18 protein-coding genes are annotated in these 22,824 nt (G+C 63.3%); 12 read left to right on the plus strand and 6 right to left on the minus strand.

What is annotated here, in order from left to right; all coding sequences use genetic code 11:
- Positions 1-23 precede the first annotated feature (23 nt).
- Together NXT3_RS04020 and NXT3_RS04025 are read right to left on the minus strand one after the other, a co-directional pair.
- Positions 24-719 (minus strand): L,D-transpeptidase, encoded by a 696-nt coding sequence (locus NXT3_RS04020; protein ID WP_097526344.1) that lies wholly within the window; start codon positions 717-719, stop codon positions 24-26.
- 193 nt (positions 720-912) lie between these two features.
- Complete coding sequence (locus NXT3_RS04025) at positions 913-1,659, minus strand: L,D-transpeptidase (protein WP_104838821.1); 747 nt, start codon at positions 1,657-1,659, stop codon at positions 913-915.
- 220 nt (positions 1,660-1,879) lie between these two features.
- On the opposite strand from NXT3_RS04025, the gene NXT3_RS04030 reads away from it, so the two are divergent.
- On the plus strand, positions 1,880-2,527 hold the full coding sequence (locus NXT3_RS04030) for a DNA-3-methyladenine glycosylase I (RefSeq protein ID WP_037413245.1): 648 nt from the start codon (positions 1,880-1,882) through the stop codon (positions 2,525-2,527).
- Between the two features lie 37 nt (positions 2,528-2,564).
- Here NXT3_RS04030 and copM read toward each other — a convergent pair whose 3' ends face one another.
- Together copM and NXT3_RS04045 are read right to left on the minus strand one after the other, a co-directional pair.
- A complete protein-coding gene (gene copM / locus NXT3_RS04035; RefSeq protein ID WP_097526342.1) occupies positions 2,565-2,933 on the minus strand; it encodes a CopM family metallochaperone in 369 nt (122 codons plus the stop codon).
- Positions 2,934-3,467: 534 nt separating this feature from the next.
- Positions 3,468-3,893: a hypothetical protein gene (locus NXT3_RS04045; RefSeq protein ID WP_097526341.1), complete on the minus strand. Its 426-nt coding sequence runs from the start codon at positions 3,891-3,893 to the stop codon at positions 3,468-3,470.
- 243 nt (positions 3,894-4,136) lie between these two features.
- Here NXT3_RS04045 and hisS point away from each other — a divergent pair, with 243 nt between their 5' ends.
- From hisS to NXT3_RS04075, 6 genes are all read left to right on the plus strand, one after another.
- Complete coding sequence (gene hisS, locus NXT3_RS04050; RefSeq protein WP_199773323.1) at positions 4,137-5,651, plus strand: histidine--tRNA ligase; 1,515 nt, start codon at positions 4,137-4,139, stop codon at positions 5,649-5,651.
- Entirely contained in the window at positions 5,651-6,793 is a 1,143-nt protein-coding gene (locus tag NXT3_RS04055; RefSeq protein WP_037413249.1) for an ATP phosphoribosyltransferase regulatory subunit, read from the plus strand. Before hisS ends, NXT3_RS04055 begins: the two co-directional genes overlap by 1 nt.
- Positions 6,790-7,485 carry an ATP phosphoribosyltransferase gene (hisG, locus tag NXT3_RS04060; RefSeq protein WP_037413250.1) on the plus strand — a complete coding sequence of 232 codons (696 nt, stop codon included), beginning with the start codon at positions 6,790-6,792 and terminating at the stop codon, positions 7,483-7,485. Before NXT3_RS04055 ends, hisG begins: the two co-directional genes overlap by 4 nt.
- 109 nt (positions 7,486-7,594) lie before the next feature.
- Entirely contained in the window at positions 7,595-8,302 is a 708-nt protein-coding gene (locus tag NXT3_RS04065; RefSeq protein WP_037413252.1) for a glutathione binding-like protein, read from the plus strand.
- A gap of 122 nt (positions 8,303-8,424) precedes the next feature.
- Positions 8,425-9,642, plus strand: a complete 1,218-nt coding sequence (locus NXT3_RS04070) for an NAD(P)/FAD-dependent oxidoreductase (protein ID WP_104839928.1) — start codon at positions 8,425-8,427, stop codon at positions 9,640-9,642.
- Between the two features lie 268 nt (positions 9,643-9,910).
- A complete protein-coding gene (locus NXT3_RS04075) occupies positions 9,911-12,706 on the plus strand; it encodes a bifunctional diguanylate cyclase/phosphodiesterase (RefSeq protein ID WP_104838823.1) in 2,796 nt (931 codons plus the stop codon).
- Between the two features lie 477 nt (positions 12,707-13,183).
- On the opposite strand, the gene groL is transcribed toward NXT3_RS04075, so the two are convergent.
- Positions 13,184-14,821 (minus strand): chaperonin GroEL, encoded by a 1,638-nt coding sequence (gene groL / locus NXT3_RS04085; RefSeq protein ID WP_037413255.1) that lies wholly within the window; start codon positions 14,819-14,821, stop codon positions 13,184-13,186.
- A gap of 74 nt (positions 14,822-14,895) precedes the next feature.
- Positions 14,896-15,192, minus strand: coding sequence for a co-chaperone GroES (groES, locus tag NXT3_RS04090; protein WP_012706990.1), 297 nt, complete (start codon positions 15,190-15,192; stop codon positions 14,896-14,898).
- A gap of 265 nt (positions 15,193-15,457) precedes the next feature.
- Here groES and NXT3_RS04095 point away from each other — a divergent pair, with 265 nt between their 5' ends.
- From NXT3_RS04095 to ileS, 5 genes are all read left to right on the plus strand, one after another.
- Positions 15,458-16,285 (plus strand): chromate resistance protein ChrB domain-containing protein, encoded by an 828-nt coding sequence (locus NXT3_RS04095; protein ID WP_104838824.1) that lies wholly within the window; start codon positions 15,458-15,460, stop codon positions 16,283-16,285.
- On the plus strand, positions 16,282-17,640 hold the full coding sequence (gene chrA / locus NXT3_RS04100; RefSeq protein WP_097526337.1) for a chromate efflux transporter: 1,359 nt from the start codon (positions 16,282-16,284) through the stop codon (positions 17,638-17,640). Before NXT3_RS04095 ends, chrA begins: the two co-directional genes overlap by 4 nt.
- Positions 17,641-17,758: 118 nt before the next feature.
- Positions 17,759-18,607 (plus strand): TIGR01459 family HAD-type hydrolase, encoded by an 849-nt coding sequence (locus NXT3_RS04105; protein WP_097526336.1) that lies wholly within the window; start codon positions 17,759-17,761, stop codon positions 18,605-18,607.
- Positions 18,608-18,620: 13 nt separating this feature from the next.
- Positions 18,621-19,604: a bifunctional riboflavin kinase/FAD synthetase gene (locus tag NXT3_RS04110; RefSeq protein ID WP_104838825.1), complete on the plus strand. Its 984-nt coding sequence runs from the start codon at positions 18,621-18,623 to the stop codon at positions 19,602-19,604.
- Positions 19,605-19,875: 271 nt separating this feature from the next.
- On the plus strand, positions 19,876-22,785 hold the full coding sequence (ileS, locus tag NXT3_RS04115) for an isoleucine--tRNA ligase (RefSeq protein ID WP_104839929.1): 2,910 nt from the start codon (positions 19,876-19,878) through the stop codon (positions 22,783-22,785).
- Positions 22,786-22,824: the final 39 nt, after the last annotated feature.

Here is a 22,824-nt window from a genome sequence, read left to right on the forward strand (position 1 = left end):
AGAGGTGCAAATTTCCCGACGTATCAACCGCCAAAAATCTGGCGGAAAATGTCGACGCCGCGGTCGTCGAAGCTGACATCGCCTGCCTTGTTGCCCGGGCCGATGACGATGACCTTGGTGCCGATCGGGGCGCGATCGTAGAGGTGCTCGACGTCCTCGTTCATCATCCGGATGCAGCCGGACGACATGTTCTGGCCGATGGTCCAGGGCTGGTTCGTGCCGTGGATGCGGAAGATCGTGTCGCGGCCGCCCTTGTAGAGGTAGAGCGCGCGGGCGCCGAGCGGATTGTCGATGCCGCCTTCCTGCGTCATCGGCAGGATGCGCCCCTTGGCCGCTTCGCGCACGCGCATTTCCGCCGGCGGCGTCCAGGCCGGCCACTCGGCCTTGCGGCCCACCTTGACGATGCCGGACCAGCCGAAGCCCTCACGGCCGACGCCGATGCCGTAGCGCGTCGCGCGGTTCGGGCCGTCGATGTAGTAGAGATACTTGTTGTTGGTGTCGACGATCACCGTGCCGGGCGCCTCGTTGGTGCGGAACCGTACCTTGGTGCGCCAATATCTCTGCGGCGGCTTCTTCGGCTGGGCTGCCAGCACGACATCGGAGCGCTTCACCTTTGCACCGGCAATGTCGGCCGGAGTGAACGCGGAGGTATTTGTGGCAATGAGAAAAGCAGCGGCCGCGACGGTGAGCGCGGCCAGCCGGGTGGCATGAAGTCTCATTTATGATTCCCTCTGAACCCTCGTTGCGGGCAAGCTATGCAAAATAACCCCAAGTGCAAGCCCGTGATACATCCTGTAGAACAAGGCGCGGGCCGGAACTTGTATCGTAGGGAACGGCTGTTGCTCTTTGAACACGATCCGGCAAGAAAAAAGCCAGTTTTAAAGGGAATGTATTCTACTTGGCGGAGTGCCGCTAGATGACGATAACCTTGGTGCCGACTTTGACGCGCTCGTAAAGGTCAACGACATCTTCGTTGCGCATGCGGATGCAGCCGGAGGAGACGCCGTAGCCGATCGTCCAGGGGGCATTGGTGCCATGGATGCGATAGAGCGTCGAGCCGAGATACATGGCGCGGGCGCCGAGCGGGTTCTGGGGTCCGCCGTCCATGCGGTCCGGAAGATAATGACCCTTGGCCGCTTCGCGCGCGATCATCTCTTGAGGCGGCGTCCAGTTCGGCCATTCGGCCTTCCGCGTGATCCTGTGTTCGCCGGCCCATTCAAAGCCGGGCTTGCCGACGCCGACGCCGTAGCGCCGCGCCTGTCCGTCGCCGGTAACGAGATAGAGGAAACGGTTGTTCGTGTCGATGACGATCGTGCCCGGCCTCTCGCCTGTCTCATAGGCCACCATCTGCGGCAGGAATTGCGGGTCAAACTGCGACCTGGCAGGCCTTTGCGGGCGTATTGCGGCAGGCTGCACGGCCGCCGTTTCCAGCCGGCGCTTCATCTGGCGACGCTCCACCAGTTTTCGGGTGGCGGCCGGGGCCTGCGGCCGATAGACGGCCGGGCGCACCCCTTCGCCGGTCAGTTGCATCACCCAGGGGGCAGTGAGATCCGGGCTGACGACGACCGGCGGCCGGTTCTGATATCGGTCCCAAGCGCCGGCGCCGGCGGGGAGGGTGCAGACAAGGCACGTGGCAAGCAAAAGGAACTTCTTCATCATCGGACGGACTCGCTACCTAACGCCGAAAAAATCATGGGCAGCGCAGCGGCTGCACTTGCAATGGCGCGATGCTCGCACTCCTCCGCCACCGAAGGGTAAACATGGCTTCGATAAAATGCTGCGATGTGGATAAAGCTTTGGGTAGGGTTATTCCCGGCTTTATGAATCTGGTTTGCAAATGGTAAATGGAACAAAAGAGAAACAAGGCGGGAGCGCGGTGATGTCGGCGAAGGGTTTGATTATCGGCGATGACGGGTTGCAGCGTTGCGCCTGGCACGGCAATCTCGACGACTACCGCCGCTACCACGACGAGGAATGGGGCCGCCCGGTGACCGACGATCGCCGGCTATTCGAGAAGATTTGCCTGGAGGGCTTCCAGTCGGGCCTTTCCTGGCTGACGATCCTCAGGAAGCGCGATGCCTTCCGCTCGGCATTCGCATGCTTCGACTTTGACATGGTTGCCGAATTCGGCGAGGCGGACATCGCGCGCTGCCTCGGCGACCCCGGCATCGTGCGACACCGGGGCAAGATCGTCTCGACCATCAACAATGCGCGCCGCGCAAAGGAATTGCGGGCGGAATTCGGCTCGCTTGCCGCCTATTTCTGGGCGCACGAGCCGGATGGAAGCGAGCGCCCGAAGGTTGTCGACTACGCGACGCTGATCGCCAATCCGACCACACCGACCTCCGTCCGGATATCGAAGGATCTGAAGAAGCGCGGCTGGACCTTCGTCGGCCCGACGACCGTCTATGCCTTCATGCAGGCCATGGGCCTCGTCAACGACCACCTCGAAGGCTGCTTCTGCCGCGCGCAAGTGGACGAGATGCGGCGGCAATTCGCCAGGCCGCTGCATAGCCGACCGGAGTGACCCTCCCCGGTTTTGGAGGCGGGGAGGGCCGGCTTCGCTAGCCGCCGTGCCCGGCGAGCCATTCCTTCATCATTGTGATCTCGGCCTCCTGGGCCTTGATGATGTCTTCCGCCAGCTTGCGGATCGCCTCGTCCTTGCCGTGCTCGAGCTCGACTCTTGCCATGTCGATCGCGCCCTGGTGGTGAACGATCATGCTGCGCACGAAATCGACGTCGGCATTGCCGGTGAAGGCGATGTCCATATCCTTGTGCATTCTGGCGTTCGCTTCAGCGAAGGCCTTGCTCGACGGTGCTATGTCGGCAGCCGTCGCGTCCTGGTGCATGCCTTGATGGTTTTCCTGGGCGTATACCGGCATGCCGACCAATACGGCGACCGTCAACGCGGCGAGGGTCCTTTTCAGGGACATGGTGTGTACCTTTCCATCCTAATGGGAATTCAGGAGATCTTGCGGGCCGCGCGAGGGAACGTCGTCGCGTCCCTCGGAGGCGCCGGCGCTAAATGGAAAGGCTGCATTTGGGCGGTGGGGACAGGGGCTTGACGGCCTGGTCGAGCAGCGGCGCTTGTCGCTGCGGCGAAAGCCGCGTCGAAGACGTCGCGGATCGCATGAACCCGGGCGGCGCCGCATGGATCGCGACGCAGGCGGAGCAGAGCGCCGGGTGGTCTGCTTTCGCCGGGCTCGGACAATGGCTCCGTTGGACGCAATGACCGTCACGACCAGTGGAGGCGTGGTTCACCATATTGGAGGTCGGGTGATGATGTGCGCTGTCCGCCATCGCGCCCAGGTCGCGCGCCTGGGCGATCGCGGGAAGGGCTCCGCCGAGCGGAGCGGATAGAAGCAGGAGAATGAGGGCGAGCCAACGCAGCATGCCGGCAAGATAGGTTACTGGGCGCCGAATATGAAGGGGGCAAGAGGAAATCGCCGAGCCGCGACCGCCTCGCGTCAGGCCGGCAACGCCGCTCCGTTGCGGGGAACCGCGAAGACGCCTTGCAGGGAACCTCCCGCAGCCTCGCCAATCGTCGAGTTTCCGATGCAGCAAAGCTGGCGTGAGCTTCCGCCCGGACGGCGGACCATCGCAGAAAAGCAGAAGGACGAGGACGTCGCGGTCGCCTTTTCCAGAATGCTGAGGATCGTTGCCCGGTCTTTCGGGTCGTAGGCCCGCACCAGATCGATGATGCCGCAGGGGTTCTGCCTCAGGCCAAGAAGCGAAAGGGTCTGCAGGCCGACCACAAAGGCGCCGCTGTCCACGTCACAACGCCACGGCTCGATCATATAGCCTGCCTTCGCGAGCACGCGGGTCCAGGCTCCGTGGGTTTCCGGATTGAGCGGCTTTATCGCTGCCGCGCCGGGCGTCATGACAGTCAGCATTTTGCGAAAGTCTCCGTTTGAAGCCCTTGTTTCGATCGGCTTAACTTATAAGGGTGCAGAGAGAATTTTACAATCACGACGCAGTGATCGTAATTCGAACCGGAACGCTTTTGCGCGCGGCCTTGTTCCGCCGCCCTCCCGGCTGCCGGCCCGTCGCCCCTTTGTCGGTCGCTACCCTTGCCGCCCTTGACGTGATCCGGTAGGGAAGGCACCGACCAAGCTTTACAGCCCGGAATGCCTTCCATGAACGACAAACCGAAGAAACCGCAGAAGCTCAAGGCGCGCCTGCCGCGCGGCTTCGTCGACCGTTCGGCGGCGGATATCCGCGCCGTCGACGAGATGATCGCGAAGATCCGCGAAGTCTACGAGCGCTATGGTTTCGATCCGGTCGAAACGCCGCTGTTCGAATATACCGATGCGCTCGGCAAGTTTCTTCCCGACAGCGACCGCCCGAACGAAGGCGTGTTCTCGCTGACGGACGACGACGAGCAATGGATGAGCCTGCGCTATGACCTGACGGCGCCGCTTGCCCGGCACGTGGCGGAGAACTTCAACGAGATACAGCTTCCCTACCGCACCTATCGCGCCGGCTACGTGTTCCGCAACGAGAAGCCGGGCCCGGGCCGTTTCCGCCAGTTCATGCAGTTCGATGCCGATACTGTCGGCGCCGCCGGCGTCCAGGCCGATGCCGAGATGTGCATGATGATGGCCGACACGATGGAGGCGCTCGGAATTGCGCGCGGCGATTACGTGATCCGCGTCAACAACCGCAAGGTTCTGGACGGCGTGCTCGAGGCGATAGGGCTCGGCGGCGATGACAAGGCGAATGCGCGGCTGACGGTTTTGCGTGCCATCGATAAGCTCGACAAGTTCGGTCCGGACGGCGTGTGCCTGCTTCTGGGCGCGGGGCGCAAGGACGAGAGCGGCGACTTCACCAAGGGTGCCGGGCTCGACGAAGAGCAGATCCGCAAGATCCTCTTCTTCGTCGGTATCAGCGACTATGCGAAGAGCGCCGATGAACTCGCCGAGCTCGTCGCCGGCACCGCGCGCGGTGCGGAGGGCGTCCAGGAGCTGAACACGATCCGCAGCCTCGTGCTCAGCGCCGGCTATGACGCGGATCGCATCAAGATCGACCCCTCGGTCGTGCGCGGCCTCGAATATTATACCGGCCCGGTCTTCGAGGCCGAACTGCAGTTTGCCGTCACTAACGAGAAGGGCGAGAAGGTCGTCTTCGGCTCGGTCGGCGGCGGCGGCCGCTATGACGGTCTCGTCTCGCGCTTCATGGGCCAGCCGGTGCCGGCAACGGGCTTCTCGATCGGCGTGTCGCGGCTGATGACGGCGCTGAAGAATCTCGGCAAGCTCGGGGTCGAGGAGGTGGTCGCGCCGGTCGTCGTCTGCGTCATGGACCGCGACCTCGACAGCATGGGCAGCTACCAGCGCTTCGTGCAGCAATTGCGCCATGCCGGCATCCGCGCCGAGATGTACCAGGGCAACAAGAAGAACTTCGGCGACCAGCTCAAATATGCCGACCGGCGCGGTTCGCCGATCGCCATCATCCAGGGCGGCGACGAGCGCGCTTCGGGCGTCGTTCAGATCAAGGACCTGATCGAGGGCAAGCGGCTCTCCGGCGAGATCGAGGACAATGCCGCCTGGCGCGAGGCGCGTGTCGCCCAGGTCTCCGTCCCGGAGAGTGAGCTCGTCGCAAAGGTTCGCGAAATTCTCGCAGAGCAGGCCGAGGACCGGAAAAGGGCAGGCTGATGCCGCTGATCAACCTTCCCGCCTTTGCCGGCGAGTTGCTTGCCGATTTCGAGCGGCTGAAGACGTTGCGCGTCGACACGCCGGTCATCCAGCCGGCCGAGCCCTTTCTCGACATGGCTGGTGAGGATCTGCGCCGGCGCATCTTCATGACCGAAAGCGAGACCGGCGAGAGCCTCTGCCTGCGCCCCGAATTCACCATTCCCGTCTGCCTCCGCCATATCGAGACGGCGACCGGCACGCCGCAGCGCTACGCCTATCTCGGCGAGGTGTTCCGGCAGCGCCGCGAAGGCTCGAGCGAGTTCTACCAGGCGGGCATCGAGGATCTCGGCGATGCCGACACGGCCGGCGCCGATGCGCGGGCGATCGGCGACGCTATGCTGGTGCTTGCCTACCGGCTGCCGGATCGGCGGCTGAAGGTGACGCTCGGCGACCAATCGGTCTTCGAGGCGGTGATTGCCGCCTGCGGACTGCCGGGGGGCTGGCAGAAGCGGCTGATCCACGCCTTCGGCGATCAGAAACTATTGCAGAAGCTCCTGGGTGAGCTTGCCGATCCCAAATCCGCGGGCGTCTTCGGCCCCGAAGTCGAGCGGCTCGCCATCATGGGAATCCTCGACGACCAGGAAAGGCTCGTCGCCCATCTCGCCGAGACGATGGAGGCGACCGGCTATTCCACCAATGCCAGCCGTTCGCCGCGCGACATCGCCCGCCGCCTGAAGGAGAAGATGGAGCTTGCGGCCACGCGGCTCGACAAGGCAGCACTCGCCGTCATGCGCGAGTTCCTCGCCTTCGACCTGCCGCTTGCCGAAGCTCCGGCGGCGCTGCACGCTTTCGCGAAGAAATCGAGATTGAAGATCGACGGCGCGCTGTCGCTGTTCGACGCCCGCGTCGCCGCCGTCGCAAAGGCGGGCGCCGATCTCGGTCTGATCCGCTATCGTGCCGCCTTCGGCCGCCCGCTCGACTACTATACCGGCCTTGTCTTCGAGATCGAGGCCGAGGGAGCACCGGCGGTTCTCGCCGGCGGCGGGCGCTTCGATCGCTTGCTGACGCTGCTTGGCGCCCGCGAGCACATTCCGGCCGTTGGCTTTTCTCTCTGGCTCGACCGGATCGAACGGGCCATCGCTGCCGCAGGGGGCGCGAAATGACGATAACCATTGCGCTGCCGTCCAAGGGCCGGATGAAGGACGACGCCTCGGCCATCTTCGAGCGCGCCGGGATGAGGATCGTCGCCGTCGGCAACGACCGCTCCTATCGCGGCCGCGTCGAGGGTTCGGATGACGTCGAGGTCGCCTTCCTGTCGGCCTCCGAGATCTCCCGCGAGGTCGGCAGCGGCGCGGTCGACTTCGGCGTTACCGGCGAGGACCTGGTGCGCGAAGGCATCGCCGACGCCGATGCACGCGTCGAATTCGTCGCCCGGCTCGGATTCGGCCAGGCCGATGTCGTCGTCGCGGTGCCGGAAGTCTGGTACGACGTCGATACCATGGCCGACCTCGGCGATGTGGCCGCCGACTTTCGTGCCCGCCACGGCCGCCGGCTCGCGATCGCCACCAAATACTGGCGGCTCACCCAGCAGTTCTTCTCTGGCAGCCACGGCATCCAGCTCTATCGCATCGTCGAAAGCCTGGGCGCCACCGAAGGTGCGCCCGCTTCCGGCTCGGCCGACATCATCGTCGACATCACCTCGACCGGATCCACCTTGAAGGCCAACCACCTGAAGATCCTCTCGGACGGGGTGATCCTGCGTTCCGAAGCCTGCCTCGTGCGGGCTCGCAAGGCTTCCCATGAAGGCAATCCCGTCATCGATCGGATCATTTCATCCGTGCGTTCGGTCCTCTGAAGCCACCGCACGGTCGGAATTTTCGACCGGGGTCTGACAAATGCAACCAGCGCGACCTATCTAGGGGCGGCAGACCACCTTAACTTTCCATCCCACCTCAAGGCACCTCATGGCTGATCTTTCCTCCTTCCCGATCACAAGCCGCTGGCCGGCGAAGAATCCCGACATCATCCAGCTCTATTCGCTGCCGACGCCGAACGGCGTGAAGATCTCGATTGCTCTGGAAGAACTCGGGCTGCCCTATGAGGCGCATCGTATTGCTTTCGACGCGAACGAGCAGAAGTCGCCCGAATTCCTGTCACTCAACCCGAACGGACGCATCCCGGCGATCATCGATCCGAACGGACCGGACGGCAAACCGATCGGTCTCTTCGAATCCGGCGCGATCCTCATCTATCTCGCGGAAAAGGCCGGCAAGCTCATTCCGGCCGATGCGGCCGGGCGCTACGAGACGCTCTGCTGGGTGATGTTCCAGATGGGCGGCATCGGGCCGATGCTCGGCCAGTTCGGCCACTTCTTTAAGTTCGCCGCCGAGAAGGTCGCCGACAATTCCTATCCGGTCGAGCGCTATCGCGACGAGGCAAAGCGCCTGCTCGGCGTTCTCGAAACGCGGCTCGAGGGCCGTGAGTGGCTGATGGGCGACGAATACACCATTGCGGACATCGCCACCTATCCCTGGGTCGAAGGCGCGCGCAAGTTCTATGGCGGCGCCGAAGTGCTTGAGTACAAGAGCTTCCCGAATGTCATGGCCTGGGTCGACCGCGGCCTGGCGCGTCCGGCTGCGCAGAAGGGCATGGAAATTCCGCGCAAGGAATAGCGTCGCCTTTTCGGCTCGAGTTGACTGGACTCGGGCCGGAGGGTTACGGGTTAGCGAGCCAATGCGGAAGCCTGTGCGGCTTCCGCGGCTCGAAGAATTGATCGTTGAGACGGGTGGAGATGGTGTCGGGAAGACTTGTTGTTGTGGGTGGCGGTCAGGCCGCTTTCGCCTTGATTGCCAAGCTTCGCGCCCTGCAGGACATGCGTCCGATTACTGTCGTCGCCGCCGAGTCGAGCCTGCCCTATCAGCGGCCGCCGCTTTCCAAGAAATACCTGCTGCGCGAAATGACTCTCGACCGGCTGCTCTATCGGCCGGAGGCCTGGTATGCGGAGCACGAAATCGACATTCGCCTGTCGACGATGGTGACGCGGGTCGACCGCAACACGAAGGAAGTCACGCTCAGCGACGGCTCGAGGCTCCCCTATGAAACGCTGGCCTTTGCAACCGGTGCCACGCCGCGCCGCTTGCCCGCTTCGATTGGCGGCGATCTCGAAGGCGTGCATGTGGTGCGCGATTTCCAGGACGCCGACCGGCTCGCCGGGGAGATGCAGCCGGGGCGGCGGGTATTGGTGATCGGCGGGGGCTATATCGGCCTGGAGGCGGCGGCGGTCGCCCGTACATGCGGGCTGGAGGTCACAGTCATAGAAATGGCGGACCGCATCCTGCAGCGCGTCGCTTCGGCCGCGACCTCTGCGGTCGTCCGCGAGATCCATCGCTCGCATGGGGTCGATATCCGCGAGCGCATGGGCCTTCACCGGCTGATCGGCGAAGACGGGCGCGTGTCCGCGGCGGAGCTCTCCGACGGCTCGGTCATTCCGGCCGACCTGGTGATCGTCGGCATCGGCGTGGCGGCGAATGACGCCCTGGCCCATGATGCCGGCCTCGAAACCGCGAACGGCATCCTCGTCGACAGCCACGGCCGGACATCCGACCCGGCGATCTTCGCGATCGGTGACTGCGCCGTCTTGCCCTGGCAGGACATGCGCATTCGTCTCGAATCGGTCCAGAACGCCGTCGACCAGGCGGAAGCGATCGCAGCCGTTCTCGCCGGCGGTTCCGAGCCCTATGATCCGAAGCCTTGGTTCTGGTCGGACCAGTACGACGTCAAGCTGCAGATCGCCGGCTTCGGGCTTGGCCACGACGAAACCCTGGTTCGCCCGGGCCAGCGCGAGGGCAGCGTCTCCGTCTGGTATTTCCGCCAGGGCAAGTTGATCGCCGTCGATGCCATCAACGACGCGAAGGCCTACGTGACGGGCAAGAAGCTGCTCGAAGCGGGCGTAACGCCCAATCGGGCCCTACTGGCCGATCCGCAGGTCGATCTCAAATCCTTGCTCGCATAGCGGCGCAAGGGCGATCTCCTTGCCATGAACGTACCGTTCGCGGAACGACTCCACGTGTCTTTGCCGCTCCTCGAATGGCGCGCACCTCCTACGATAAGCTTGCGGTAGCTTGGCGATTCATTAACGCAACTCAGCAATGTTCGCTTCGAAAGCGGCGGTGGTCCCGGTAAATTTCATCCTTCCTTAAAGGGATTAAAGCGAACACATAGCGACCCGGCGTGGAACACAGGCGCCGAGCGGGCGAATGCGTGTATTTGGGCGACCTGCAATGTTTAGGATTCTTTCGTGCCTCGTCGTGGAACATGACTTGCGGTTGGTTGCACTGGCGGCGGTGGTTTGCTTCCTTTCCAGCTTTGGCGCCGTGACGCTGCTTCAGCGGGCCCGTATCTCCGAGGGCAGGCCGCAGGCGATCTGGGTGGCGGCCGCAGGCATTGCCAGCGGCTTCGGCATTTGGGCGACCCATTTCATTGCCATGCTCGCCTATGACCCGGGAGTCGTTCTCGGCTACCAGGCCAGCCTGACGGCATTGTCGCTGGTGGCCGCGATCCTGCTGACGACGTCGGCTCTGGCGATCGCCTCCTATTGGAAGGGCCGTCCCGCTTGGCTGCTGGGTGGCCTGGTGCTCGGCGCCGGTGTGGGCTCAATGCATTTCCTCGGCATGGCCGCCCTCGAAGTGCCCGGGTTCATTCGTTGGGATTCGATGCTCGTCGTCGCATCGATTTTGGCCGGCGTGCTCTTCGACATGGGTGCCCTTCTTGCTATCAACCGGGCCGACCAGTCGCTGAGGGCACAGATGGCCGCGACGTTGGCGATGACGCTCGGCATCGTCGTGCTGCACTTCACCGCGATGGGCGCGGTTACGATCGAAGTCGAGTTCGCGACGGCCCAAACCCCGGAAGGCATGATCCAGCCGCATCTCTTGGCCTTCGTCCTTGCCGGAACCGCCTTCTTTCTTCTATCCGCCGTGCTGATCGCCGCCGGCTTCGCACGCCAGGCGGAGATCCTCGCCACCACATCGGAGAAGGAGTTTTCCCGCTTCGTGCGCAGCGTCAGGGACTATGCCATCTACATGCTCGATGTCGACGGACGCGTGGCAAGCTGGAATGCCGGCGCCGAGGCCAACAAGGGATATTCCGCCGAGGAGATCATCGGCAAAAACTTCTCCTGCTTCTACTCGCCCGAGGATCGTGCGGCGAACCTGCCGGGGCGCGCCTTGCGCATCGCCCTTGACGCCGGGAAATATGAAACCGAGGGCTGGCGCTACCGGAAGGATGGCACCCGCTTCTGGGCGCATGTGGTGATCGACCCGATCATCGGCGAGGACGGCGAGCACGCCGGCTTCATCAAGATCGCCAAGGACATCACCAAGCAGAAGGAGGATGCCGATCGGATCGCCGAGGTGAGCAAGAATCTCGACATCGCGCTCGAAAACATGAGCCAAGGCATTTGTCTCTTCGATCGTGCCGACCGCCTGCTGCTTTCGAATCGGCGCTGCCTCGAGATCTTCGATCTGCCTGAATCGATGGCCGGCAAGGGCATGACCTTCCGGGAAGTCCTCAATCGTGCATTTGACCGCACCTATGCGGATCCGGTGGTCGCGGAGGCGAAGGCGAACGAGGCCTATCAGAGGCATAGGCTGGACATCGTGGCGAAGGGCGGCGGCGACCTGGTCGAAAAATTGTCGAACGGACGCTCGATCCTGTCCAAGCACCGCACGCTTCCCGATGGCGGTTGGGTCTCCACCTATGAGGACATCACCGAGCGGCTCGACTCCGAGGAGCAGATTTCCTTCCTCGCGCGTCACGACAGCCTGACCGGGCTGCCCAACCGATTGCAGTTCAACAGCCATCTCGACGAGGAACTCGACGCGGCCGTCTGGTTTTCGCGCAAGGTGGCGGTCGTCGGCATCGATCTCGACAAGTTCAAGGAAGTCAACGACCTGCACGGACATGCGGCTGGCGACTTCGTACTGGTGACGATCGCGCAGCGGATGAAGGAACACCTGCAAGAGGGCGAATTCGTCGCCCGCTTCGGCGGAGACGAGTTCGCTGCGGTCAAGCGCTTCGAAGACCTGTCTGAACTCAATGACTTCCTGCGGCGGATCGAGCGGTGCCTGCATGAGGAGATGCGCTTCGGCGATTTCGAGCTGAAATCCGGCGGCAGCATGGGTGTGGCCATCTACCCGCAGGATGCGGAAACCGCCGACACGCTGATCAACAACGCCGACCTCGCGATGTATCGGGCGAAGGCGGCGCTCAATCAGACGATCTGCTTCTACGAGGTCTCGATGGACGAGGCTGCACGCGGCCGCCGGGCGCTGGCGAACGATCTCTGGGAAGCGGTTGAGAAGAACCAGCTGGCACTGCACTACCAGGTGCAGAAATCAGTGACGAGCGGAGAGGTGATCGGCTACGAAGTGCTGCTGCGCTGGAACCATCCGGAACGCGGCATGGTATCGCCAGGCGAATTCATCCCGCTCGCCGAGGAATGCGGCGCCATTCTGCCGATCGGCGAATGGGTGTTGCGCGAGGCCTGCCGTGAAGCGGCGACCTGGGACAGCCAGCACAAGATCGCCGTGAACCTCTCGCCGGTGCAGCTGGCAAATGGCGACGTCGTCAGCCTCGTCCATGCGATCCTCGTCGAAACCGGGCTCGACCCGAAACGGCTCGAGCTCGAGATTACCGAATCGACGATTATCGACGACAAGCAGCGCGCGCTGTTGACGCTGCGCGAGATCAAGGCGCTTGGCGTGACGATCGCCATCGACGATTTCGGCACGGGTTACTCCTCGCTGGAGACATTGCGGTCGTTCCCCTTCGACAAGATCAAGCTCGACAAGAGCTTCATGTCCGAGGTCGAAGGCAGCCCCCAGGCAAAGGCGATTATTCGCGCCATCCTCGCCCTCGGCCACAGCCTCCAGGTACCGGTGCTCGCCGAAGGGGTGGAAACCCAGAAGCAGCTCGACATTCTCATTGCCGAAGGCTGCGACGAGGCGCAGGGCTATCTCCTCGGGCGGCCGGCGCCGATCGGTTCCGTCGTTGGGGTCAGGACCGAGGCCGCCTGACGCGTTCGGCAAACGGCGAAAGCGGGAGAGTGGGATTGATACCCCTTCTGCCCTGCCGGGCATCTCCCCCACAAGGAGGGAGATTGGCTGGAAAACGCCGCTCTGCCCCACGCCCAGCGTGCCTATGCCGAAATAAAGGGACCTGCAAAGTCCATGTAAGGATATTTGATGGCGGGACATTGCCACTTGCCGATCTCCACCCTTGTGGGGGAGATGCCCGGCAGGGCAGAGGGGGTGCCTCCGACCGTAGCAAGGATTCCACAAGAGGCGCAGCTCCAATGCAAGCCATTCGGCGCTGGCATGAAGTCGTCGGCTTGCCGCCGAGTGTGAACGCCCGGTGGTGCCCGGCGGCGCTTGCCCAGCGAGGCGAATGGCATGAAGGAATCCTCGCCGACGAAATCGTGAAAAGCAAAAAGGGCAGCTCGAGAGCCGCCCTTCCGATCCGGATGGATCACCTGCGCTAAGGCTGTCGCCTTATCACATCATGTCCATGCCGCCCATTCCGCCCATGCCGCCCGGCATGGCCGGAGCGTCCTTCTTCGGCAGCTCGGCGATCATGGCTTCGGTGGTGACGAGCAGGCCCGCAACCGAGGCTGCGTCCTGGAGAGCGGTGCGGACGACCTTGACCGGGTCGATGATGCCCATGGCGATCATGTCGCCATACTCGCCGGTCTGAGCGTTGTAGCCGAAGTCGTCGGTGTTCTTCTCGAGGATCTTGCCGACAACGATCGAGGCTTCATCGCCAGCGTTCTCCGCGATCTGGCGGGCCGGAGCCTGCAGAGCGCGACGAACGATGTTGATACCGGCGTCCTGATCGTCGTTTTCACCCTTGACGGTGATCTTGACGGAAGAGCGCAGCAGGGCAACACCGCCACCCGGTACGATGCCTTCCTGAACGGCAGCGCGCGTCGCGTTGAGGGCGTCGTCGATGCGGTCCTTCTTTTCCTTCACTTCGACTTCCGTCGCACCGCCGACGCGAATAACGGCAACGCCGCCAGCGAGCTTGGCAAGGCGCTCCTGCAGCTTCTCACGGTCGTAGTCGGAAGTGGTTTCTTCGATCTGGGCCTTGATCTGGGCAACGCGGCCTTCGATGTCGACCTTCTGGCCGGCGCCGTCGACGATCGTCGTGTTTTCCTTGGAGATCGAGACCTTCTTCGCACGGCCGAGCATGTCGAGCGTGACGTTTTCGAGCTTGATGCCAAGGTCTTCGGAGATCACCGTGCCGCCCGTCAGGATGGCGATGTCTTCGAGCATGGCCTTGCGGCGGTCGCCGAAGCCCGGAGCCTTGACGGCAGCGATCTTCAGGCCGCCACGCAGCTTGTTGACGACGAGCGTTGCAAGAGCTTCGCCTTCGACGTCTTCAGCGATGATGAGGAGCGGCTTGCCGGTCTGAACGACGGCTTCGAGAACCGGGAGCATCGCCTGAAGATTGGAGAGCTTCTTCTCGTGCAGGAGAATGAAAGCGTCTTCGAGGTCTGCGACCATCTTTTCCGGGTTGGTGACGAAGTAGGGCGACAGGTAGCCGCGGTCGAACTGCATGCCTTCGACGACCTCGAGTTCGGTCTCGGCGGTCTTGGCCTCTTCAACCGTGATGACGCCTTCGTTGCCGACCTTCTGCATCGCTTCAGCGATGTCGAGGCCGATCTGCTTTTCGCCGTTTGCCGAGATCGTGCCGACCTGGGCGACTTCTGCCGAGGTGTTGATCTTCTTGGCTTTGGCGAGCAGGTCCTTGACGACTTCGGTGACGGCGAGGTCGATGCCGCGCTTCAGGTCCATCGGGTTCATGCCGGCAGCAACGGCCTTGGCGCCTTCGCGAACGATCGCCTGGGCGAGAACGGTTGCGGTCGTGGTGCCGTCACCGGCGATGTCGTTGGTCTTCGAAGCGACTTCGCGGACCATCTGGGCGCCCATGTTCTCGAACTTGTCTTCGAGTTCGATTTCCTTGGCGACCGAAACGCCATCCTTGGTGATGCGCGGAGCGCCGAAGGACTTGTCGATAACGACGTTGCGGCCCTTCGGGCCGAGCGTCACCTTGACCGCATCGGCGAGGATGTCGACGCCGCGCAGCATCTTTTCGCGCGCGGTACGGCCGAACTTGACTTCTTTAGCTGCCATTTTTGAAAGCTCCTGGTTTCGAAGTTCCGGGACGCACCCGGTTTCAAATTACGGAAGTTGGGGTTGCGGGCCGATCAGCCGATGATGCCCATGATGTCGGCTTCCTTCATGATCAGAAGGTCTTCGCCGTTGATCTTGACTTCGGTGCCGGACCACTTGCCGAACAGGACGCGGTCACCAGCCTTGACGTCGAGCGGAACAACCTTGCCGCTTTCGTCACGGGCACCCGAACCGACAGCCACGATTTCGCCTTCTTGCGGCTTTTCCTTCGCGGTGTCCGGAATGATGATGCCGCCCTTGGTCTTTTCCTCAGACTCGACGCGGCGGACGACAACGCGGTCGTGCAGCGGACGGAAGTTGGTGCTTGCCATTGTCTAATCCCTCGATCAAATGACATTGCGGATCGTTCATCGATCCGGTGGATGGGTGTTAGCACTCCTGCTTAAAGAGTGCTAGCGCCGCCGAGATAAGGCTGGCTACCGAACGAGTCAAGGATCGGCTTCGAGATTTTTTTGCCGGCCGCGAGCGTTGACATGAAATGCCGTTTTTTGTTTGATGGATCTATGGGGTAAGCGAATGCCCCACGAGGCGTCATGCTGGAATTTCGCGTCCAACAGCTATCAAGGACGTCGTATCATGGCCTCGTTCAACTCCATCTCTCCTGAAAAACTTGCCCGGCTGGTCGGCACGCCGAAAGCTCCCGTCCTCATCGATGTTCGCGATGAGGACGATTTCACCGCCGATCCCCATCTCGTACCGTCCTCGTTCCACCGGACGCACGCCGATGCGCCCAAATGGGCGGACGAATACAAAGGACAGTGGGTCGTCGCGCTCTGCAAGCACGGCGGCAAGCTCAGCGAAGGCGTTGCCGCATGGCTTCGGCACGCCGGCGCGTCTGCGGAAATATTGGAAGGCGGTCTCGAAGCGTGGCGCGAGGCGGGTCTGCCTCTCGTCCCGGTGGCGAGCCTGCCGAATGCCGACCCTTCGGGCGGCTCGGTGTGGGTGACGCGATCCCGGCCGAAGATCGACCGCATCGCCTGCCCGTGGCTGATCCGCCGCTTCGTCGATCCGCGCGCCAGGTTCCTCTACGTCTCGCCGGCCGAGGTCGAGGCGGTCGGCGAACGCTTCGACGCAACGCCGTTCGACATCGAAGGCGTGTTCTGGAGCCACCGCGGCGACGATTGCACCTTCGACACGATGGTCAAGGAATTCCGCCTTTCCTTTCCCGCGCTCGAGCACGTCGCCCGGATCGTCCGCGGTGCCGACACGGACAGGCACGAGCTGGAACCGCAAGCGGCCGGTCTTCTCGCCGTATCGCTTGGCCTATCCCGAATGTATGCCGGCGACCTCGAACAGCTCGAGGCGGGGATGATTCTCTATGACGCGCTCTACCGCTGGGCGCGCGATGCGAGAGAGGAGAAGCACGATTGGGTATCGCACGGCGGCAAGGGGAAGCGGACGTGAACGACCAGGTATCGGCGGGCCTTCCGCCCGCCCATCCGACCTTTGCCGAAGCCGCGAAGGTCTGGGCAAGGATCGGCCTGTTGAGCTTCGGCGGGCCGGCCGGACAGATTGCGCTCATGCACCGGGAACTCGTCGAGGAGCGCCGCTGGATCTCGGAAAGCCGCTTCCTGCACGCGCTTAACTATTGCATGCTGCTGCCCGGCCCAGAGGCGCAACAACTCGCCACCTATATCGGCTGGCTCCTACACGGCACGCGCGGCGGGGTGGTGGCGGGCACGCTCTTCGTGATGCCGGGCTTTTTTGTCATCCTGGGCCTCTCGTCCGCCTATGCCCTGTTCCAGGAGACCAATTGGCTTGCGAGCCTCTTCTTCGGCCTTAAGGCCGCGGTGCTGGCGATCGTCATCGAGGCGCTGATCCGGCTTTCCCGCCGGGCGCTGAAAACCGGCTTCGATCGATGGCTCGCCATCCTGGCGTTCCTGGCGCTCTTCGTTTTCGCCGTGCCCTTTCCGCTGGTGGTCCTCGCGGCCGGCATCGCGGGCTATGTCGCTGCCCGCCATGCGCCGGCGCGGCGAGCGGCCGCGCATCAAGCGAAGGCTCCCGATCTTCCCTCCGTTATCGGCGCCGATTACCCCCACGGAAAGCCAAGCTGGGGGAGGGCGGCGGCAGTCATTGCCGTATGGGGCGCCCTCTGGCTGGCGCCCTTCCTCCTGATCGCGGCCATCGTCGGCGGACCGAATGTCTACACAGACATCGGCCTCTTCTTTTCGCAGATGGCGGTCGTCACTTTCGGCGGCGCCTATGCCGTTCTTGCCTATGTCGCACAGCAGGCGGTCGAGACCTATCACTGGCTGCGCCCCGGGGAGATGGTCGATGGCCTGGCGCTGGCGGAGACGACGCCGGGGCCGCTGGTGCTTGTGCTCGCCTTCGTCGGCTTCATGGGGGCGTACCGTGCGCCGATCGGTGTCGATGCGCTGACGTCGGGCGTGCTTGGCGCGACGCTTGCGACTTGGGTGACCTTCGTTCCGTGCTTTCTCTGGATCTTTCTCGGCGCGCCCTATGTCGAGCGGCTGCGCGCCAATGCGGCGCTCTCCGGTGCCCTGTCGGCGATCTCGGCGGCGGTCGCCGGCGTTATCCTCAACCTCGCCGTCTGGTTCGGCCTTCATGTCCTCTTTGGTCGCGTCGAGCGATTGGAGAGCGGCCCGCTCTCGCTTCCCTATCCGGATCCGGCGACGCTTCACCCTGCTGCTCTTTTCTTGACCGTCATTGCGGCCGTTTCGCTTTTCTGGTGGAAGCGCGGCATTTTCCAGACGCTCGCGATCTGTGCGGTGGCCGGCTGGTTGCTGATGCTTGTCTGATTGGCGGCATTTGTCGCCGCCTATCTTGGGAACTGCGGCGTTTTTCTGTAGGCGAGGCTTGTATTCTTGGTCCTTCCTTGCGATGTCAGCCGGGAAGCCGAGTTTGCAGGAAGCCAGGATGGCCGTCAGGATCAACAGTTTTCGGGAAATCGCCAGCCGATACGACGTGGTGCTTTGCGATGTCTGGGGCGTGCTTCACAACGGCGTTCAGGCCTTCGCCTCCGCCTGCGAGGCGCTTGCCGAGGCACGCGCTCAAGGGGTGACGGTCGTCCTCATCACCAATTCGCCGCGGCCGCATCCGAGTGTCAAGGTGCAGATCCGCGGCCTCGGCGTTCCCGATGAAGCCTATGACCGGATCGTCACCTCTGGCGACGTCACGCGGGCATTGATCGCCTCGGCCGAGAAGCGGATTTTCTTCATCGGCGCCGATCGCGATCTGCCCTTGCTCGAAGGATTGGGCACCGAGATCGTTTCGGCGGAAGAGGCCGAGACGATCGTCTGCGCTGGCTTCTACGACGACGAGACCGAAACCCCCGAACACTACCGCGCCACGCTGAGCGGGCTTGCCAAACGGAAAATCCCGTTCATCTGTGCCAATCCCGATCTCGTCGTGGAACGCGGCCATCGGCTGATCCCCTGTGCGGGCGCAATCGCCAAGCTCTACGAGGAACTCGGCGGCGAGGCGCGCATTGCCGGCAAGCCCTACAAGGCGATCTACCGTGCCGCGCTGTCCGAAGCGAAGGTGGTGAGAGGTGCCTTCGATCTCGCGCGGGTCATCGCCGTGGGCGACGGCATGCCGACCGACGTGAAGGGGGCGCAGGACGCCGGTTTCGATTTGCTCTATATCAGCGCCGGCATCCACGCGTTGGAATACATGCACGAAAGCCGCACCGACGAGGCGAAGCTTGCCGCCTTCCTGAAAAAGGAAGGGGCGACGCCGAAGTGCTGGATGCCCCGGCTCGCCTGACAGGGAGACGGCAATGACGGTTTTTCATCGCAACGAGACCCGTGATCCGCTTCCCGAGCGCCTCCACGGCGGCGTGATCGCGATCGGCAATTTCGACGGCGTCCACCGGGGTCATCAGTCGGTGCTGAACCGCGCGCTCGACGAGGCAAAGGGCAGGGGCGTTCCCGGCCTTGTGCTGACCTTCGAACCGCATCCGCGCACCGTCTTCCGGCCCGACCAGCCCGTCTTCCGCCTGACGCCTGCGCCGCTGAAGGCTCGCATCCTCGAGGGGATGGGTTTCGGCGCGGTGATCGAATATCCCTTCGACCGGACCTTCTCCGAGCTTTCGGCGTCCGATTTTATCCATCGCATTCTCCGCGAATGGCTGCACGCATCGCACGTCGTCACCGGTTTCGATTTTCATTTCGGCAAGGGACGCGAGGGCGGCCCGGCCTTCCTGATGGCGGCGGGCGCCCAGGAAGGCTTCGGCGTGACGCTGGTCGATGCCTTCCGCGACGAGAACGCCGCGGTCATTTCCTCGAGCTTCATCCGTTCCTTGCTTGCCGAAGGCGACGTCGCGCATGCCGCCGGCCTGCTCGGCTACCGCTACACGGTCGAAGCGGAGGTGATCGGCGGCAAGAAGCTCGGGCGCACGCTCGGCTATCCGACCGCCAACATGCGCCTGCCGGCCGAAGTCGAACTCAGGAGCGGCATTTATGCGGTGCGGTTCCGCCGCTGGGATGGTTCGCTTTACGACGGGGTTGCAAGCTTCGGCCGCCGCCCGACCGTCGACAGCGACGGTGAAGCGCTGCTGGAGACCTTCGTGTTCGACTTCTCCGGCGACCTTTACGGCGAGGTCTGCGCCGTCTCCTTTTTCGGCCACCTTCGCGACGAAGTGAAGTTCGACGGGCTCGAGCCCCTGATGGTGCAGATGAGGGAGGACGAGAAGGAGGCGCGCGCCCTTCTTTCCGGCGTGCGGCCCTTGAACGACATCGACCGCCATATCAATTTCGTCTGAAGCGGCGGGTGCACCGGGCCTAAAGAATCGCGCCCTGCTGCGCTCGCGGACCTTTTCAAAAGGGCGAAAACGCCTTAAACAACCGGCCATTATGATTAGGCATCGTCGATTGACCATCGATCAGCGAATTATTGGCCCGGCTTTCCGCGCGCGCTAGAGCGTGCCGGGAGGTCCGGGATTTCGGCGTTTCACGCCCTTCCAGTCATCTTCGAGAGACCGAACCCTTCCGCCTGCGTGACAATCCGCGCGGAAAAGACGAATGCAAAAGACCATGACAGAGACCGCTGAAAAGATCGACTACTCCTCGACGCTCTACCTGCCGCAGACCGAATTTCCGATGCGCGCCGGCCTCCCGCAGAAGGAGCCGGAATTCGTTGCCCGCTGGCAGAAGATGGAGCTCTACAAGAAGCTTCGCGCCTCCGCTGCCGGCCGCGACAAGTTCGTGCTGCATGACGGCCCGCCCTATGCGAACGGCAACATCCATATCGGCCATGCGCTCAACAAGATCCTCAAGGATGTCATCAACCGCTCGTTCCAGATGCGCGGCTTCGACGCCAATTACGTCCCGGGCTGGGACTGCCACGGCCTGCCGATCGAATGGAAAATCGAGGAGAAATATCGCGAGAAGGGCCGCAACAAGGACGACGTCCCGGTCAACGAGTTCCGCAAGGAATGCCGTGATTTCGCCAGCGGCTGGATCCAGGTGCAGACCGAGGAATTCAAGCGCCTCGGCATCGAAGGCGACTTCGACAATCCCTACACGACGATGAACTTCCATGCAGAAGCGCGTATCGCCGGCGAATTGATGAAAATCGCACGGGCCGGCCAGCTCTATCGCGGCTCGAAGCCGGTGATGTGGTCGGTTGTCGAACGCACCGCGCTCGCCGAGGCCGAAGTCGAATATGCCGACGTCGAAAGCGACATGATCTGGGTGAAGTTCCCGGTGACAGAGGGCCCGGATGTGCTTGCCGGCGCCTTTGTCGTCATCTGGACGACGACGCCCTGGACGATTCCCGGCAACCGGGCGGTCGCCTATTCGTCGCGCTATGCCTATGGCCTCTATGAAGTCGCGACGGCCGAAAACGACTACGGTCCGCAGCCGGGCGAAAAGCTGATCTTCGCCAAGCGCCTCGCGGAGGAATCGGCCGCCAAGGCGAAGGTCACCTTCCGCTTCATCCGCGACATCGAAGCCGAGGAGCTTGCGGCAGTCACCTGCTTGCACCCGCTGCACGGCCTCGGCGGTGGATACGCCTTCAAGGTGCCGCTGCTCGACGGCGAACACGTCACCGACGATGCCGGCACCGGCTTCGTCCACACCGCGCCCGGGCACGGCCGCGAGGACTTTGATGCCTGGATGGACGGCGCCCGGTCACTCGAAGCGCGCGGCATCTCCTCTGCGATCCCCTTCACCGTCGACGATGCCGGTTATTTCACCGCCGATGCGCCTGGCTTCGGTCCGGACGCCGAAGGCGGCGCCGGTCGCGTCATCGACGACAAGGGCAAGAAGGGCGACGCCAACGATCGCGTCATCAAGGCGCTCATCGCCCGCCATGCGCTCTTTGCCCGCGGACGCCTGAAGCATTCCTATCCGCATTCCTGGCGGTCGAAGAAGCCGGTCATCTTCCGCAACACGCCGCAATGGTTCGTCTATATGGACAAGGACTTCGGCGACGGCACGACGCTGCGCTCGCGGGCGCTCAACGCCATCGACGAAACCCGTTTCGTCCCGGGCGCCGGCCAGAACCGCCTGCGCGCCATGATCGAGCAGCGCCCGGACTGGGTTCTGTCGCGCCAGCGCGCCTGGGGCGTGCCGATCGCGGTCTTCGCCGATGAGCAGGGTGAAATCCTCGTCGACGACGCCGTCAATGCGCGGATCCTCGAGGCTTTTGAGAAGGAAGGGGCCGATGCCTGGTTCGCTGAGGGAGCGAAGGAACGCTTCCTCGGAAACGACCACGACCATGCCCGCTGGAACCAGGTTATGGACATCCTCGACGTGTGGTTCGATTCCGGCTCGACCCACATCTTCACGCTCGAAGACCGTACAGATCTGAAATGGCCGGCCGATGTCTATCTCGAGGGTTCCGACCAGCACCGCGGCTGGTTCCACTCCTCGCTGCTGGAAAGCTGCGCGACCCGCGGCCGCGCGCCCTACAACGCCGTTGTCACCCATGGCTTCACCATGGACGAGAAGGGCGAGAAGATGTCGAAGTCGAAGGGCAACACGGTCACGCCGCAGGAAGTGATGAAGGATGCCGGCGCCGACATCCTGCGCCTGTGGGTGATGACCACCGACTACTGGGAAGACCAGCGCCTCGGCAAGACGATCATCCAGACGAACATCGATGCCTACCGCAAGCTCAGGAACACCGTCCGCTGGATGCTCGGCACGCTCGCCCACGACAAGGGCGAAGTGATCGCGCTTGCCGAGATGCCGGAGCTCGAGCAGCTGATGCTGCATCGCCTTGCCGAACTCGACCGGCTGGTGCGCGAAGGCTACGACGCCTTCGACTTCAAGCGGATCGCCCGCGCGCTGATCGATTTCTCGAATGTCGAACTTTCGGCCTTCTATTTCGATATCCGCAAGGACGCGCTCTACTGCGATGCGCCTTCGTCGCTCCGCCGCCGCGCCGCGCTGCACGTCATCCGCACGCTGTTCGATTGCCTGGTGACCTGGCTCGCGCCGATGCTGCCCTTCACCGCCGAGGAAGCCTGGCTTTCCCGTAACCCGGAAGCCCTCTCGGTGCATCTCGAGCAATTCCCGCCTGTGCCGGCGGAATGGCGCAACGATGCGCTGGCCGAGAAATGGCGGAAGATCCGCGAAGTGCGCAAGGTCGTCACCGGCGCGCTCGAGATCGAGCGCAAGGACAAGCGCATCGGCTCCTCCCTGGAAGCCGCTCCGCTCGTCCACGTCGCCGATCCGGATCTGAAGGCCGCCCTCGAAGGCCAGGATTTTGCCGAGATCTGCATCACCTCGGCGATCGGGATCGACGACGCCGAGGGGCCGGAAGGCGCGTTTACCTTGCCGGAAGTGGCGAAGGTCAGCGTCGTGCCGAGGCTGGCCGAAGGCCGCAAATGCGCTCGCTCCTGGCGGATCACCACGGATGTCGGCTCCGATCCGCTCTATCCGGAAGTGTCGGCCCGCGACGCCGCCGCACTGAGGGAACTTGGCTTCAAAGCGTGATGGAACGTCCCGGGTGAATTGCGCTTGGCGCATTCATCC

The organism is Sinorhizobium fredii, assembly GCF_002944405.1.
GTDB classification, from domain to species: Bacteria; Pseudomonadota; Alphaproteobacteria; order Rhizobiales; family Rhizobiaceae; genus Sinorhizobium; species Sinorhizobium fredii_C.